The organism is Hathewaya massiliensis, assembly GCF_902143515.1.
GTDB classification, from domain to species: Bacteria; Bacillota; Clostridia; order Clostridiales; family Clostridiaceae; genus Hathewaya; species Hathewaya massiliensis.
In genome coordinates this window covers 236894-250599 of record NZ_CABFVD010000001.1, presented here as the reverse complement: position 1 = coordinate 250599, position 13706 = coordinate 236894, and the positions used below count along the sequence as shown (strand labels likewise).

Genomic DNA, 13706 nt, shown 5'->3' with positions numbered 1-13706 from the left:
TTGGATTTTATATATAATGCAGTTAACATAATTAATGACGTACATCTAACTAAGGCAATAATAAATGATACAGCTGGAGGCATGGCTGATTCTATAGAATTAGAATTTTCAGATATAAAAAATGAATGGAGAAATTGGAGTGTTAAGAAAGGGGATACTGTACAACTTATTAAAGGAGAATTTAAGAGTGGCATTATGTTTGTAGATAGTTTTGGCTTAAGTAGTGGTAAATTTAAAATATATGCTAAATCTACACCACTTAAAGCTAAGGAATTAATTTGTAGGACATGGGAGAATATTAGTTTTATACAAATGGCCAGCGAATTAGCTTTAGTATTAGGTTTAAAACTTAAAACATATGGCATACAAGAATTTAGGTATAAAAGATTAGATCTATTAAACAGAACTCCCTTAGGTTATTTAAATGAAAGGTGTATATTAGAAGGATATGCATTAAAAGTTACTGATAACAAATTAGTAATTTTTAATGAAAGGGATATGGAGCAATCACAAACAATAAAAGAGTTTGATAGCACTGAGTTTGAAGGTGGGTATGAATTTAATACAAAGGGTAATAGTTTATATTCTAGTTGTATAGTTAAATGTTATTCCGAAGAAAATCAATTAATAGAGTATGAATTTAAGAGTAATGTCATAGGCCCTAAGTTAATTAAGGATATTAAAGTAGATAGCTTAGGAGAAGCTGAAAGATACTCTAAGAATTTATTAAGATATGAGAATAAGTTTGAAACAATAGGTTCTTTTACCATAAGACTAGATGATAAATTAGCCTCAGGAAATGTTATAAACATAAAATTAAATGATTTCTCAGGGAAGTATTTTATTTATGGAATAAGGCATGATCTTATAAATAATAAGTCTAGTTTAAAAGTTCGTAGAGTATTGGAGGGATATTAGTGAATAAAAAAGGAATTGTATCTTTTGTAAATAATGTAACTAGAAAAGCAAGAGTATTTTTCCCAGAGCTAGATAATAATATGACTTATGAAATCCCTATATCTAGAAATTTAGGTGAACTTAAAGTAGGAAATATAGTTATAGTAGCATTTTGGAAAGATAACTTAACAGATGGTGTAATTATAGGAGTGATATAAGATGGCTATAGCTGTTTTCGGTCCTATGAAATTTTCAGTAAGCTTAAGTAAAATATATACTTTTGATGAATTTTCATATTCATCATCTGTAAATGTAGAAGAACAGGAATTAGAAAATACAAAGCCTGCTATTTATGTAAAAGGATTAAATGCAGACACTTTTAGCTTTGAAATTAAATTACTAAAACAAAAAAATGTAAATGTAAGAGGGGAAATTATTAGTTGGCTTAATTTGCAGAATAGAAGAAAACCATATTTATTCATAGTAAATAACAGACCTTTTACATATTATAAGTTTCTACTTACCAATGTAGAAGTTCAAGATACAATGATAAATAATAAAGGAGAATTTCTAAAAGCCACTGTAAAAGTAACTTTTAAAGAGTATTTTAGAGCAGGTAAAAAACAAAAAGAAGGTTAGATATAATTATGGAATACACTTTTAATACAAAGTCATGTTTAAATTGGAATGCCAAAGGTAAAGAAAGAATAGTACAAAATGTATCTAATATATTAAATACGCATACTCATGAAGTAGCATACAATAGAAATTTGGGACGAGATTCTAGTAATATTGACCTTCCCATAGATATGTATGTGTCAAAGATTATAGAAGAAACTTTTGATTTAATAGAGGAAAATGAACCAAGAGCCTTAATTAAAGATATTGAATATTTAGGATTAGAAAACAATATTCCAATTTTAAAGGTGGTGATTGAAGTTGGAGATTAACTTTATAGAAACAGCTGCAGAAAACATTTATATGGATGTGATTTCTTCTTTTGAAAAAACCTATGGAGAAACATTATATCCAGGTGACGAGCGAAGAATTTTCTTACAACAAATAGTACCTATAATTGTTGCATGTAAAAATAATATAAATGATAGTGCTAAACAAAACCTATTAAGATATGCTAGGGATGAAATTCTAGATTGTATAGGTGAGGATTTCTTTAGTACGAAAAGGTTGCAAGCAACTAGAGCAACTTGCAAGGGGAAAATTAAACTAATTGAAGGACAAAATAAAGATATAATAGTTCCAGAAGGTACAAGAATTACACCTGATGGAACTATATTTTTTAGAGTTACAAAAAATATTATTATATCAGTAAATAAAGGTGAAGCAGAATGCATTTTAGAAGCAGTGGATATCGGAGAAGAATATAATAATTTTTTACCAGGACAAATAAAAAATATTGTAGATCCTATAGCATTTGTTGAAAGCATAGTGAATATAACAACTTCAGAAGGTGGAAGTGATATAGAAACAAATGAACGTTACAGGGAAAGATGTAGGTTAGCACCTGAAAGTTACAGCACAGCAGGACCAAGTGGTGCATATGAGTATTTTGCTAAAACTGCAAACTCTAATATTGTTGATGTAAAAATAATAAGTCCTAGTCCTGGAGTTATTAATATAATTCCATTATTGAAAAATGGAGAGATACCAGGAAAAGAGGTCTTGGATAATGTTTTAGATGTATGTAGTAAAAAAGATAGGAGACCCCTTACAGACAAGGTTGAAGTTAAAGCTCCTGAAATAGTTAAATATGATATTAATATTGAATATTATTTGGATATGCAACATGAAACAGAAGAGTTAAAGTTCAGGAAACTAATAGAAGGAGAAAAATTAGACTGTTCTGAAGGAGCTATAAGAGATTTTATTAATTGGCAACAAGAGCAATTGGGCAAAAGAATAAATCCTGATGAATTAAGATTTAGAATACAAAATGCAGTGGCATACAAGATTGGAGATGGAAAGGTATGTACAGCTATTAGAAGAATAGTTGTGAATACTCCCAATTTTAGAGAATTAAAAGAAACGGAAGTAGCTAAAGTAGGAGATATAACTGTAAAATATGGAGGACTTGAATAATGGATTTAAATAATATAAATTTATTAGATTTACAAACCTCACATATGAAGAATGATCCTACAACAATAGCTATGTGTGAAGCATTACAACCACATTTTAAAGGACTAAATGAAGAGTCTAAATTAGTTTTAATTTATTCTAGAATTGATCATTTAGATGAAAAAGTAATTGATGAATTAGCCTGGCAAATGCACGTAGACTTTTATGACTATAATTTGTCTATATCACAAAAAAGAGACTTAATAAAAAACTCTCTATATTGGCACAAAATAAAAGGTACACCTAAAGCAGTTCTAGATGTAGCTACATCAGTTTTTGGACGTACAACATTAGAAGAATGGTTTGAATATAATGACGAGCCATTCTTTTTTAAATTGAATGTAGAAGTTACAGAACAAGGAGCTTCTAAGGAAAACATAGAGAAGTTAGAAAAACTAGTGAATGCATATAAAAATGCACGTAGTTGGATTAGAAGTATAACTATATTCCTAACTGGTAAAGGAAAAATATACTTAGGTGCATGCATCACTTCTGGTGAAGAAATAACAGTATATCCTTGGAGCCCTAAGGATATAGAAAGTAAAGGAAGGGTAAATATAGCTACTGCACAAAGTTCAGGAGTAGAAAATGTAACTATATATCCGAAGTAAGGAGGGATTAACTTGGCAGAACAATTCTATACACTACTCACAAAAGTGGGAAAAGCTAAAATAGCTAATGCAAGTGCATTAGGGACAAAGTTAAACTTAGCAAAATTTCAGGTAGGAGATAGCAATGGAAGCTATTATAACCCAACAGAAGAACAAACAGATCTTAAGAATAAAGTGTGGGAAGGAGTTATAAGTAGTATAACAGTTGATGAAAATAATCCTAATTGGATAGTCTTACAAACAATTTTACCAGGTAATATAGGTGGCTTCATGATTCGTGAAGCTGGTGTTTTTGATAGTGAGGGAAACTTAATAGCTATAGGCAAATATCCTGAAACATATAAACCACAAAGTGCTGATGGCAGCACTAAAGATCTAGTTATAAAAATGATATTAGAAGTTTCTAATGCTTCTAGTGTAACTCTTAAGGTGGATCCTACAGTTATATTGGCCACTAAAAAAGATATAGAAATATTAGAAAATAAAATAAAGGATATAAAAATCCCTGTTGCTTCTGTAAATAATAAAACTGGTGCAGTAGAGTTGAGTGCTAGTGATGTTGGAGCATACAGTAAAACAGAAGTAGATAATAAATTTAAGGGTATAACTGTTCCAGTAACAAAAGTAAATGGGAAAACAGGAGATGTAGACCTTAAAGCAAGTGATATAAAAACATCTTCAGGAAAAACAATTGAAACATCTTTAGAAGAGAAAATGAATAAAAAAATAGTAGATGATTCTACTACAAAAAAATATGAATTAGGTATTAAAAATGGACTTTTATACTATAGGGAGGTGTTATAATGGCAGGTGAAATTTATATAGCAGATAAACCAACGTTAGACAGTGTAAAATCTAACGTTGACGTAATAAAACAAGATACTAATTTTATTAAAGCTCAATTTCCAATAAGTGGGGGGATTGATTGGAGTCAATATAAAAATGTAGAGGTTAGTAACAACCGTGATTATTATAATAATAACATTGTGTTTGAAATTAGTGGTGAAGGGTATATAAGAAATTTATTTATCGGTGGTAAAAAAGATTATTTTGATGTTGATATTTATATAGATGGAAGTTTGTATTTAAATGTTGCTGAATCAGATATTAGATATTTATTAATACGTGGCGTTTCACATATTGGTGATTTCTCTGATTCAACATGGTCTAAATCTAAGATTGCAGAGGGTAGTGTTCCTACGGTTAACATAGATAAATATATAGCACAACCAATATTTTTTAAAAAAAGCATAAAAGTATTAATAAAAAAAGGTTATCCTTCAATATTTTATTTTTTAGGAGGTATAAAATAATGAAACAATATATAGAAGGTGATTATCTTATAACGGAATACGAAAGTGGTGCAATAATTAAGGTGTTACAAGGTCAAGAACCTAAAGAAGTTATACCAGAACTGCCTAAAAACCCAATATTAGAATTACAAAAACAAGTAGATACATTAGGGCAAGAGTTGGCACAATCTAAAGTAGAAAATGTTAAGAAAGATAATATAATAAACACATTAGGACAGGAATTAGCACAAGTGAAAATACAATTAGCAGGAGGTAGATAATCATGAAATTTTGGAGTTTGGCATGGGAATATAAATGGTGTACTTTAGAACAATTAAAGATGGTAGTAAAGACAGAAGATAATAAATTTGGAGAAATTACAATAGAAGAGTATAAGCAGATAACTGGAATAGAATTTACACAATAGAACCAAATTATGATACAAGGTATTACACCTAAATAGTGAGGTGTAATTTTTATGTTTAAAAAAATATAGAGATATTTATATAAAGTTTGAACATTAAAGATAAAAATGTTAATATGAGATAAATATTTAATAAGGGGGGGGATCATTATAAAAAAATATATAACAGTTACGCATAGGGGGACAAATGAAAGTATTAGAAGAAAACAAGAGAATATGCTTTTAAATGCAGGGGTTATTAGACCTAATAGAATTTTATTAAAAGTGTTTAAAAATAATCAAGATAAATTTATAGAGTATTTAAAAAAAATCGAAGACAGTGAAAAAGTAGTTTGGGTTACCAAGGGAGAACCTAATTTTATTAATAGATATTTTTCAGGAATGAGTGGGAAAAGAGGAGAAGCAAGTGTTACTTTTGAAATAGAAGAAACTAGAGTAAGAAAGGCGAATGGACTTGGAAAGAGAATTTTTGGTGGAAAGTTATTGTTATGCTCTCAATTAGTTATAGAAGGAGATGTACAAATACCTAAAGATGCTAGATTTAAATTCAAAAATGATATTAAGTAAATGCTTGTTATATAATTTAGAAACAATAAAAAAGAAACTTGCCTAAGGCAGGTTCTTTTTTAGTATAATTTTGGAGGTGCAATATGGATGGAAGTATACAGCAAGAAATATTAGAAAGAATAGTACGAATTGAAACTAAAATAGATGGATATAACAGTACAAGGGAAAAAGCAGATATGGCTTGTACTAAAGCTATGCAAAATGAAAAAGATATAGCAGAAATTAAAGATAATCAAAAGTGGCTCTGGCGAACAATCGCTGGAGCTATTATTTTAGGCATTTTGGGTGCTTTAATAAAATTTAATTAGGAGGATTAAAATATGGAAAGAATATTAAGCAAAATAACAAGTGCCAGATGGTTGATAGCGGTCATTATGACTATGGTATTTGCCATATTAGCAATTAAAAACACTTTAAATACAGAGTTTATAACTATCTATACAATGGTTATAGCTTTTTATTTTTCTAAAGATAGAAAAGAGCAGGACAAATAGTTCTGTTCTTTTTTAAATCAAACTTTTAGGAGGTAAATTATTATGAATATTTCAGAATTACATTTAGCTTTAGATGCTGGACACTGCAAAACCGGTGCAGATACTGGTGCACAAGGATGCAATTTAAAAGAAGAAAATTTGACAAGAGAAGTTGCTAATCAAGTAAGTTTAAAAATACAAGCTCGTGGCGGTAAGATTACAATTTGTAATACAGATTATGCGACTGATATAGCTGCATCGTTATCATATAGATCTAGTACAGCTAATAAATCAAACGCTAATATATTTACATCAATTCACTTTAATCATAATGAAGGAAGACCAGGCACAGGAACTGAAATTTATACCACAGATGGAGTTAAGATGCCTGAAGCTGTTAGAGTATTAAATAACTTAATAGCTTTAGGATTTGAGGATAGAGGTATAAAAGATGGCTCTAGATTACATGTCATAAGGCGTACTAAAATGAAAGCAATGCTTATAGAAGTATGTTTTATAAATAATCCTAAGGACATTTCACTGTATAAAGCATTAGGTCCAGGTAAAATAGCAGATGCTATCGTTGCGGGTATATTAGGAGAGCCATTTAATGCAACAAAACCTATCAATTCGAATGAAATTAAAAAAACTCAACCCCGAAAACAGACTATTGATAAAGGTCGTACTTTATTAATTAAAAGATTACAACAAGAGATAAATTCTCAAGGATTCGGTTCATTATCAGTTGATGGTATTCCAGGAGAAAAAACTCTAGCAGCAGTTCCTATGTGTAAGAAAGGTGCTAAGGGAAATATAACAAAAATCATTCAAGAAATGCTAATAAACATGGGGTATATTAATTTTCTTTCTCCATATGGAGCGGATTGTGTATATGGTACAGGTACTGAAAATGCCGTAAAACATTTTCAAAAAACATATGGTTTATCTGTTGATGGTATAATGGGTCAAAAAACATGGCAAATGTTTTTTAAGAAATTAAATTGATAGTAAAAAATAAGATACGTATAAAAGAGGATTAGAGAAGGTTTTTAACTTCTTTAGTCCTTTTATATTACGAAACAAAAAGCATTTAACACAGGCTAAAATACAATATTTTATTAAATTAGAATGGCTATTAAGTTGTTTCGTTTTTATAATTAACAATATTCAACTTCCTATTATGTATATGTTTACAAATTGTTCAACTCTATGTATAATTTAGACATAATATTGTCAAAAGGGGGGAATTTTTATGGAACAATTAAATAGCGGAAATTCTCAATATGGAGATCTTAAATATTGTAAGCATTGTGGGGAGAAGATTCCAGCTGATGCAGTTATATGTACTAAATGTGGTAGGCAAGTGGAAGAACTTAAAACTAATCAACCTAACATAGTAATTAACAATGAGAATTCTAGTAGAAATGTTAATGCTAATGTAAATGCGAATATTAATGGTGGTAGGCATTTTGGTAATCCTAAAAGAAAAAGTACAGCCTTGTTATTATGTTTACTATTTGGCATTTTTGGGGCGCATAAATTTTATGAAGGAAAAATAATTAAAGGAATAATATATTTTTTTACGTTTGGATTATGTCTAGTAGGAGTAATATTAGATCTTCTTGCGTTACTATCTAAACCTTCTACTTATTATGTGTAGATATGCAATAAATGAAGAATATGGTTCTCAAAATATTTTATAAGTTTAGGGAAAATTCTAATAAGGTAGTCGGAGCTTAGGTTGCAGCTACCTTTTTTATTTTGTTTTCGAAAAGTTTTTATAAATTTCTCTTAAAATATACAAAGAGTATCAAATAGAAAGGGGATATTAAATATAGGATAAAGATTAACTTATAGCCTAATAATTAGGTTTAGTACAATACATATAATTATTTAATTGAACCTAAAAATATATAAAAAATTAAATGTAATTGGGGTGCATTATTGTGGAATTTAGTGTTAATGAATTATATGGATACTACACACGAAACCTAGGGATAAAAAGTATTTTAAAAACAAAAGAGAAAATAAAAGCAATGCTTATAAGTACAACTCTTGCAATAAGCTTTATACTTTTAATATTAAGCCTTATTTATACAAATAAAAGGATTGAGTATATTTTTGGGGGGGTAGCTATTTATATATTTGATTTGTATTTTATAGTAAAACTAAAAAATGGATTATTTACGAGAATACAAAAAGATAATCATATAAAAGCGAAGGGAATTGAAATAATTAAGACATACAGAAGAAAAAAGCTTATTAAATATATAGATGTTGAATATGGCATTAAAACATATAGTCAGAAAGTGTTATTAATAGAGATTTTAAAGGAAGAGGCTTCAAAACATAAAGTTGATAAGTTATGGTCTATAGGTATTTTGTTTACACTAGTACTTCCATTTTGGAACAATTTTATTAGGGACATTGAATATACCAAGGATAATATGATATTAGTTTTAATGTTAATTACTTATGTTGTAATGATTTTAACTATGTTCAAATCAACCGTAGGACGTGAGCTTTTGTTGTTATTAAATTTAAAAAGTAGGAGATATGAAGAAATTATATGTTTGATAAGAAAAGATTTAATTTATAATGAAGATAAGCCAAGAACATTTAATGGAACATTAACATTAAAAAAGAAATAACAAATAGATAAGATTATGTTTAGATATAATATATTAGGAGTTAAAAAGACAGATGCTCAAAACCAAGGGTATACACATTGTAAAGTTTGCAATCCATAAAAAAAGCCACCATAATTGGTGGTTTTTTTATCTGTCTTTTTGAATAGGTTGCATCAGCACCTTGTCCCGTAGATAGTTCAATTTTTAATCCTTCATTTTCAAAGAAGCCTTCATTTATGGCAACATACATTGGTGCATAGAAAATTGAACGTGCCACTTCGTTTACCTTTACTTCTTTTACTTTAGTTTTAGAAGAATTGTTTTGTGAACATGCAGTTAGGGAAAAGCTTATAATAAATATTAAAATAGAAGATAAAATCATTTTAAAACTTTTTTTCTTCATAAATAAATCTCCTTATAAAATTATTTTATAGTTTGCATATTTATAATATGAAGAATATGATTTAGATGTTAATTTTCTTTATAATATTGTAGTAATTAAGTAGATTTCGTACAATATGCGCATGAAAAATATTACAGAAAGTAAAAAATATATGTTATAATATGAAATAGAAATATAGATAAGTATGAACATGCTAAAAAGTTATATATATATTGTACTTGGCCTATTGATAAAGAATATGGAGGAGTAATTATAAAAGAAAAAACTTATACCAGGGGGAAATTTATGGGAACAGGTATTGTAATAAAAAAAGAATTAATATTAATGTTAAGCTTTATTATATGGTTATTATGTTTTATAGTAAAAATCATCAAGGAAAATAAAAAAATAGATTTTCAAACAGTTAAGAGTGCACTTTTAAAATTAGCTTTAATTGAGTATTTGACATTACTAATAGGGGTAACTTTGTTTCCTATTAGGATATCTAATATACCTAATGATATTACTCCAGTTATCAACTTGAACATAGTTAGTATATTTGATTATGGTTTTAATAAATATGCTTTTATAAATATTGCAGGCAATATTTTATTATTAGCTCCATTACCAATACTGTTATATTTTAATGGATATAATAAAAAAGTTAACAATCTAAAGCATGTTATACTTTTATGTTTTAGTGTTTCTCTATGTATTGAGATATTACAATATTTTGAATCATATTTTAAAATTTTATCTATCCCAAGAGCTACTGATATATTAGATTTAATTTGTAATACCCTAGGAGGAGTAGTGGGATATTTAGTTTTGAAAGTTTATAAGCATGTTTATAGTAAGTAACAACATAATTAAATATTAAAAATAAAAAAGTCACCAAATCGGTGGCTATTTTTATAATGTGTTTTTGTAAACGTCTTATCAGCACCTTGTCCCGCAGATAGTTCAATTTTTAATCCTTCCTTTTCAAAGAAGCCTTCATTTATGTCAACATACATTGGTGCATAGAAAATTGAACGTGTCACTTCGTTTACATTTACTTCTTTTACTTTAGTTTTAGAAGCATTGTTTTGTGAACATGCAGTTAGGGAAAAGATTATAATAAATATTAAAATAGAAGATAAACAGAGTTCTTAGTTTTAGGGGGGAGTCTTTAGTCCACTAAAGATTAAGAATTTTTTAACAGCAAAAAGACACCTACGTGAGTGTCTTAGTATATTTATTTAATTAGTTTAAAATGATCTTTAATATCAAACACGTCTTCTTCTGTTTCACGAAGTTTATGCTTTATAAATTTAATATCTTTAGAAACTAAACTAAAACTATCTTTAGTTTCTGTACGAAATTCTGTAAGGTCAGCAGTTTGCTCATAAACAGAATTAATTTTACCCTTTATTTCTGTTATATCCGATTGAATTTGAGAAACTGAGGCAGTGAGATTTTCTAGTAAACTTATTATCTTTTCATCAGAATTCATCTTAGCACCTCCATATTATAATTATAGCCTATTCTATCATTTAGTATTTATGCAATAAATTTAATAACTATATTATACAACAAACTCTTAGGAAAATGAATTGAAGAATGCTATCAGGTAAAATAGGTGTATTTATACAAATTAAATGCATGTTTAATATAAATACTGTGATTTAAATGTTAATTTTCTTTATAACATTGTATTAATTACGATTTTTGATAAAATATTATTAAGGGAATGTAGAAATTTATAAAATTATGTTCTAATAAAGGAGAAAAGGATGAGTATAGGGATTTTTTTAGGAACTTCCATAGTTGTAATAAATATATTTCTTGTTTTTGTTTTAATTTTTTTTGAGAGAAAAAATCCTACTACTACTTGGGCATGGCTTTTAGTAATTATGTTTTTGCCTGTTGTAGGATTTATAATCTATTTACTTTTTGGACAAAACTTAACTAGAGAAAAAATGTTTAGTCATAAACTTGTAAATGATAAGATAAAAAAAGAGTATTTTAATAAGGCGAGAAGAGATTATGAATATGATGAAGATACAGCTGAAAATATAGATATAATACAGCTGAATTTTAGAAATACTGGTGCCTTATATACTCAAAAAAATAAGGTGGATTTATTTTTTGAAGGGGCTAGTAAATTTAAAAAGTTATATGAAGAAATAGAAAAGGCAGAAAAGTTTATTCATGTAGAATATTATATCATACAAAAAGATAGTACAGGAAAGGAATTAATAAATAGGCTCACCAAAAAACTTAAAGAAGGTGTAGAGGTAAAGCTATTGTTCGATGGTATGGGATCCTATAAAATAAATAGTAAAAAACTTTTAAAGGAATTTTTAGAGGCTGGGGGAGAATATGCAGTTTTTTTCCCTAATATTCTTCCATATATTAATAAACGTATAAATTATAGAAATCATAGAAAGATAGTGGTTATAGATGGCAAAAAGGCTTTTGTAGGTGGGTTTAATGTAGGAGATGAATATTTAAGCAAAGATAAAAAAATAGGATATTGGAGAGATACTCATATTATGATAGGGGGAGAGGCTGTTAAGGATTTAGAAGAGAGATTCTTACTAGATTGGTCTTATGCCTCTGGGGAAGAAATAGATGATTTTAATAAATATATAAAAGAGAATAATGCTGCTAACAGTATTACTGGAATGCAAATAGTCTCTAGTGGTCCTGACCATAAGGAACCTTATATTAGAAATGTATACCTAAAAGTAATAAATAATGCAAAAAAATATGTATATTTGCAATCACCTTATTTTGTTCCAGATGAAACTATGTTAGACGCTATAAAATTATCAGCTTTATCTGGGGTAGATCTTAGAATAATGATACCAGGAATACCAGACCATAAGTTTATGGCTTGGGCTGCAAATTCATATATAGGAGAATTATTAGAAAGCGGTGTTAGGGTATATTTATATAATAGGGGCTTCCTCCACTGTAAGGTTATAGTATCTGATGATACTGTATGTAGTGTTGGAACAGCAAATATGGATATTAGAAGTTTTAGCTTAAACTTTGAAACTAATGCTGTAATATACAATACCTCCATTAGCGAAAAGATGAAAAATCAGTTTATAGAAGATATGGAGTTTTGTAAAGAGATAAAACTTGAGGATTTTAAAAATAGAAGTAGAACCACTAAAATTGCAGAATCCGTAGTTAGACTTCTTTCCCCAATATTATAAGTTAAGAAAACTTTATCAGGGAGGCACCTGTTCTTTTCTTAGATGAGAGTATTAGATCAGATAGTAATTGGATAAACAGAGGATAAAAATCAAGACATGTAGTTTAATTATCCTACATGTCTTAATTTCACTTCAATATTAAATTTTTATTAAAAAGATTTTATCTGCGTTAATACAAATATTTTCTTTAAAGTGAGAGTAAAAACATGGTCTAAAGCTAATAGACCTGTTTATGAATTCCATGTTTAATCTCTGTTAGGAAACATATAAGATCTACACAATTTATCAAATTTCATATTAATTAATATATTGTATATTAAGCCTCTGATTTCATAAGAAGAAGTATGTCCATCATTATTTCTAAGTTCTTTTAAAGTATTTTCTATATCACCAAGAATTATCTGTATATCTGATTCTGTTAAAATAAAATTAATGTCATTAGCTGAATTTTCTAAGCTTGTTCTAATTTTTTTTATATTAAAATCTTCAATATTCCCATGTTTCTTTTTAATTTTCACCATAGATCCCTCCAATTTATCAAAATATTATGAATATAGGTTTAATTATAACATGAATTATATAAATATTAAATAACCTTAAATTTATATTAATAAACTTTTCAATCTTACTAATATATTAAAGTGAAATTTTCTACAAGAACGATTTTCATATGAACATTTTCTCTAAGACAGTGAAAAGTTATAATCTTTTGTGATCGCATTATAGAGTTTATATTAAGAATTATAATTTATATAATTTTAATATTGACATATTGAAATTATGGTTTATAATTGTAAAGTATAAGTAAATATGAAAAGGCAATGATAAAGAGGAGTAAAAGTGTGAAATATTAAGAGAGGAAGATTCACTGGCTGTAAGGTCTTCTATAGGAAGCATTTTGAAGGTAGCTTTGGAGCTTTTCTGCTGAAATTGTATTAGGCAGAAACGGTATTATCGTTAAAAATTTTAAGAGCTTAAAATATAGATTTTTTGTATTTTAAGAATAAAGGTGGTAACGCGCGCTGTCGTCCTTTTTAGGATTACAGCGCTTTTTATTTTTTGCTAAGTTAGAATAAGATAATATG

21 protein-coding genes and 1 other annotated feature are annotated in these 13706 nt (G+C 27.9%); of the genes, 18 read left to right on the top strand and 3 right to left on the bottom strand.

The annotated features are described in order from the left end of the window. The 16 genes from FNZ64_RS01205 to FNZ64_RS01130 all read left to right on the top strand — a co-directional run bounded on the left by FNZ64_RS01205 (position 1) and on the right by FNZ64_RS01130 (position 9051). Entirely contained in the window at positions 1 to 918 is a 918-nt protein-coding gene (locus FNZ64_RS01205) for a phage late control D family protein (protein ID WP_142413057.1), read from the top strand. Further along, the gene (locus FNZ64_RS01200) at positions 918 to 1115 is read left to right on the top strand and encodes a hypothetical protein (protein WP_142413056.1); all 198 of its coding nucleotides are present in this window, start codon (positions 918 to 920) and stop codon (positions 1113 to 1115) included. Before FNZ64_RS01205 ends, FNZ64_RS01200 begins: the two co-directional genes overlap by 1 nt. Before the next feature lies 1 nt (position 1116). After that, entirely contained in the window at positions 1117 to 1536 is a 420-nt protein-coding gene (locus FNZ64_RS01195; RefSeq protein WP_142413055.1) for a phage tail protein, read from the top strand. A gap of 8 nt (positions 1537 to 1544) precedes the next feature. Next, positions 1545 to 1847, top strand: a complete 303-nt coding sequence (locus tag FNZ64_RS01190) for a hypothetical protein (RefSeq protein ID WP_142413054.1) — start codon at positions 1545 to 1547, stop codon at positions 1845 to 1847. Then, a complete protein-coding gene (locus tag FNZ64_RS01185; RefSeq protein WP_243129167.1) occupies positions 1837 to 2994 on the top strand; it encodes a baseplate assembly protein in 1158 nt (385 codons plus the stop codon). Before FNZ64_RS01190 ends, FNZ64_RS01185 begins: the two co-directional genes overlap by 11 nt. Beyond that, positions 2994 to 3644, top strand: a complete 651-nt coding sequence (locus tag FNZ64_RS01180) for a phage tail protein I (protein ID WP_142413053.1) — start codon at positions 2994 to 2996, stop codon at positions 3642 to 3644. The genes FNZ64_RS01185 and FNZ64_RS01180 overlap by 1 nt, the downstream gene beginning before the upstream one ends. 12 nt (positions 3645 to 3656) lie before the next feature. Beyond that, complete coding sequence (locus FNZ64_RS01175; RefSeq protein ID WP_142413052.1) at positions 3657 to 4448, top strand: phage tail protein; 792 nt, start codon at positions 3657 to 3659, stop codon at positions 4446 to 4448. Further along, positions 4448 to 4957: a hypothetical protein gene (locus FNZ64_RS01170; RefSeq protein WP_142413051.1), complete on the top strand. Its 510-nt coding sequence runs from the start codon at positions 4448 to 4450 to the stop codon at positions 4955 to 4957. The genes FNZ64_RS01175 and FNZ64_RS01170 overlap by 1 nt, the downstream gene beginning before the upstream one ends. Beyond that, complete coding sequence (locus FNZ64_RS01165; RefSeq protein WP_142413050.1) at positions 4957 to 5217, top strand: XkdW family protein; 261 nt, start codon at positions 4957 to 4959, stop codon at positions 5215 to 5217. Before FNZ64_RS01170 ends, FNZ64_RS01165 begins: the two co-directional genes overlap by 1 nt. A gap of 2 nt (positions 5218 to 5219) precedes the next feature. Next, a complete protein-coding gene (locus tag FNZ64_RS01160; RefSeq protein ID WP_142413049.1) occupies positions 5220 to 5363 on the top strand; it encodes an XkdX family protein in 144 nt (47 codons plus the stop codon). A gap of 213 nt (positions 5364 to 5576) precedes the next feature. Further along, positions 5577 to 5927 (top strand): hypothetical protein, encoded by a 351-nt coding sequence (locus FNZ64_RS01155; protein ID WP_142413048.1) that lies wholly within the window; start codon positions 5577 to 5579, stop codon positions 5925 to 5927. Between the two features lie 83 nt (positions 5928 to 6010). Then, positions 6011 to 6235: a hemolysin XhlA family protein gene (locus tag FNZ64_RS01150; RefSeq protein WP_142413047.1), complete on the top strand. Its 225-nt coding sequence runs from the start codon at positions 6011 to 6013 to the stop codon at positions 6233 to 6235. A gap of 12 nt (positions 6236 to 6247) precedes the next feature. Then, entirely contained in the window at positions 6248 to 6421 is a 174-nt protein-coding gene (locus FNZ64_RS01145; protein ID WP_142413046.1) for a hypothetical protein, read from the top strand. A gap of 42 nt (positions 6422 to 6463) precedes the next feature. After that, the gene (locus FNZ64_RS01140; RefSeq protein WP_142413045.1) at positions 6464 to 7405 is read left to right on the top strand and encodes an N-acetylmuramoyl-L-alanine amidase; all 942 of its coding nucleotides are present in this window, start codon (positions 6464 to 6466) and stop codon (positions 7403 to 7405) included. Between the two features lie 247 nt (positions 7406 to 7652). Continuing rightward, positions 7653 to 8060, top strand: coding sequence for a TM2 domain-containing protein (locus tag FNZ64_RS01135; protein ID WP_142413044.1), 408 nt, complete (start codon positions 7653 to 7655; stop codon positions 8058 to 8060). 286 nt (positions 8061 to 8346) lie between these two features. Further along, positions 8347 to 9051 (top strand): hypothetical protein, encoded by a 705-nt coding sequence (locus FNZ64_RS01130; RefSeq protein ID WP_142413043.1) that lies wholly within the window; start codon positions 8347 to 8349, stop codon positions 9049 to 9051. A gap of 40 nt (positions 9052 to 9091) precedes the next feature. Here FNZ64_RS01130 and FNZ64_RS01125 read toward each other — a convergent pair whose 3' ends face one another. After that, on the bottom strand, positions 9092 to 9433 hold the full coding sequence (locus tag FNZ64_RS01125) for an ABC transporter substrate-binding protein (RefSeq protein WP_142413042.1): 342 nt from the start codon (positions 9431 to 9433) through the stop codon (positions 9092 to 9094). Between the two features lie 285 nt (positions 9434 to 9718). On the opposite strand from FNZ64_RS01125, the gene FNZ64_RS01120 reads away from it, so the two are divergent. Then, positions 9719 to 10273: a VanZ family protein gene (locus FNZ64_RS01120; protein ID WP_142413041.1), complete on the top strand. Its 555-nt coding sequence runs from the start codon at positions 9719 to 9721 to the stop codon at positions 10271 to 10273. Positions 10274 to 10649: 376 nt separating this feature from the next. Here the strand turns inward: FNZ64_RS01120 and FNZ64_RS01110 are convergent, their stop codons facing one another. Continuing rightward, on the bottom strand, positions 10650 to 10907 hold the full coding sequence (locus FNZ64_RS01110) for a hypothetical protein (RefSeq protein ID WP_142413040.1): 258 nt from the start codon (positions 10905 to 10907) through the stop codon (positions 10650 to 10652). Positions 10908 to 11187: 280 nt separating this feature from the next. Between FNZ64_RS01110 and cls the strand changes: the two genes are divergently transcribed. Further along, on the top strand, positions 11188 to 12621 hold the full coding sequence (gene cls, locus FNZ64_RS01105; protein ID WP_142413039.1) for a cardiolipin synthase: 1434 nt from the start codon (positions 11188 to 11190) through the stop codon (positions 12619 to 12621). A gap of 245 nt (positions 12622 to 12866) precedes the next feature. Here the strand turns inward: cls and FNZ64_RS01100 are convergent, their stop codons facing one another. After that, on the bottom strand, positions 12867 to 13142 hold the full coding sequence (locus tag FNZ64_RS01100) for an ATP cone domain-containing protein (RefSeq protein ID WP_142413038.1): 276 nt from the start codon (positions 13140 to 13142) through the stop codon (positions 12867 to 12869). Between the two features lie 291 nt (positions 13143 to 13433). Then, positions 13434 to 13657: a binding site (T-box leader), on the top strand. Positions 13658 to 13706: the final 49 nt, after the last annotated feature.

Bases quoted from the DNA above. Each gene is read 5' to 3' on its own strand.
- FNZ64_RS01195 (WP_142413055.1), top strand. From the start codon at position 1,117: ATGGCTATAGCTGTTTTCGGTCCTATGAAATTTTCAGTAAGCTTAAGT.
- FNZ64_RS01190 (WP_142413054.1), top strand. From the start codon at position 1,545: ATGGAATACACTTTTAATACAAAGTCATGTTTAAATTGGAATGCCAAA.
- FNZ64_RS01180 (WP_142413053.1), top strand. From the start codon at position 2,994: ATGGATTTAAATAATATAAATTTATTAGATTTACAAACCTCACATATG.
- FNZ64_RS01170 (WP_142413051.1), top strand. From the start codon at position 4,448: ATGGCAGGTGAAATTTATATAGCAGATAAACCAACGTTAGACAGTGTA.
- FNZ64_RS01165 (WP_142413050.1), top strand. From the start codon at position 4,957: ATGAAACAATATATAGAAGGTGATTATCTTATAACGGAATACGAAAGT.
- FNZ64_RS01160 (WP_142413049.1), top strand. From the start codon at position 5,220: ATGAAATTTTGGAGTTTGGCATGGGAATATAAATGGTGTACTTTAGAA.
- FNZ64_RS01155 (WP_142413048.1), top strand. From the start codon at position 5,577: ATGCTTTTAAATGCAGGGGTTATTAGACCTAATAGAATTTTATTAAAA.
- FNZ64_RS01150 (WP_142413047.1), top strand. From the start codon at position 6,011: ATGGATGGAAGTATACAGCAAGAAATATTAGAAAGAATAGTACGAATT.
- FNZ64_RS01145 (WP_142413046.1), top strand. From the start codon at position 6,248: ATGGAAAGAATATTAAGCAAAATAACAAGTGCCAGATGGTTGATAGCG.
- FNZ64_RS01140 (WP_142413045.1), top strand. From the start codon at position 6,464: ATGAATATTTCAGAATTACATTTAGCTTTAGATGCTGGACACTGCAAA.
- FNZ64_RS01135 (WP_142413044.1), top strand. From the start codon at position 7,653: ATGGAACAATTAAATAGCGGAAATTCTCAATATGGAGATCTTAAATAT.
- FNZ64_RS01125 (WP_142413042.1), bottom strand. From the start codon at position 9,433: ATGAAGAAAAAAAGTTTTAAAATGATTTTATCTTCTATTTTAATATTT.
- FNZ64_RS01120 (WP_142413041.1), top strand. From the start codon at position 9,719: ATGGGAACAGGTATTGTAATAAAAAAAGAATTAATATTAATGTTAAGC.
- FNZ64_RS01110 (WP_142413040.1), bottom strand. From the start codon at position 10,907: ATGAATTCTGATGAAAAGATAATAAGTTTACTAGAAAATCTCACTGCC.
- cls (WP_142413039.1), top strand. From the start codon at position 11,188: ATGAGTATAGGGATTTTTTTAGGAACTTCCATAGTTGTAATAAATATA.
- FNZ64_RS01100 (WP_142413038.1), bottom strand. From the start codon at position 13,142: ATGGTGAAAATTAAAAAGAAACATGGGAATATTGAAGATTTTAATATA.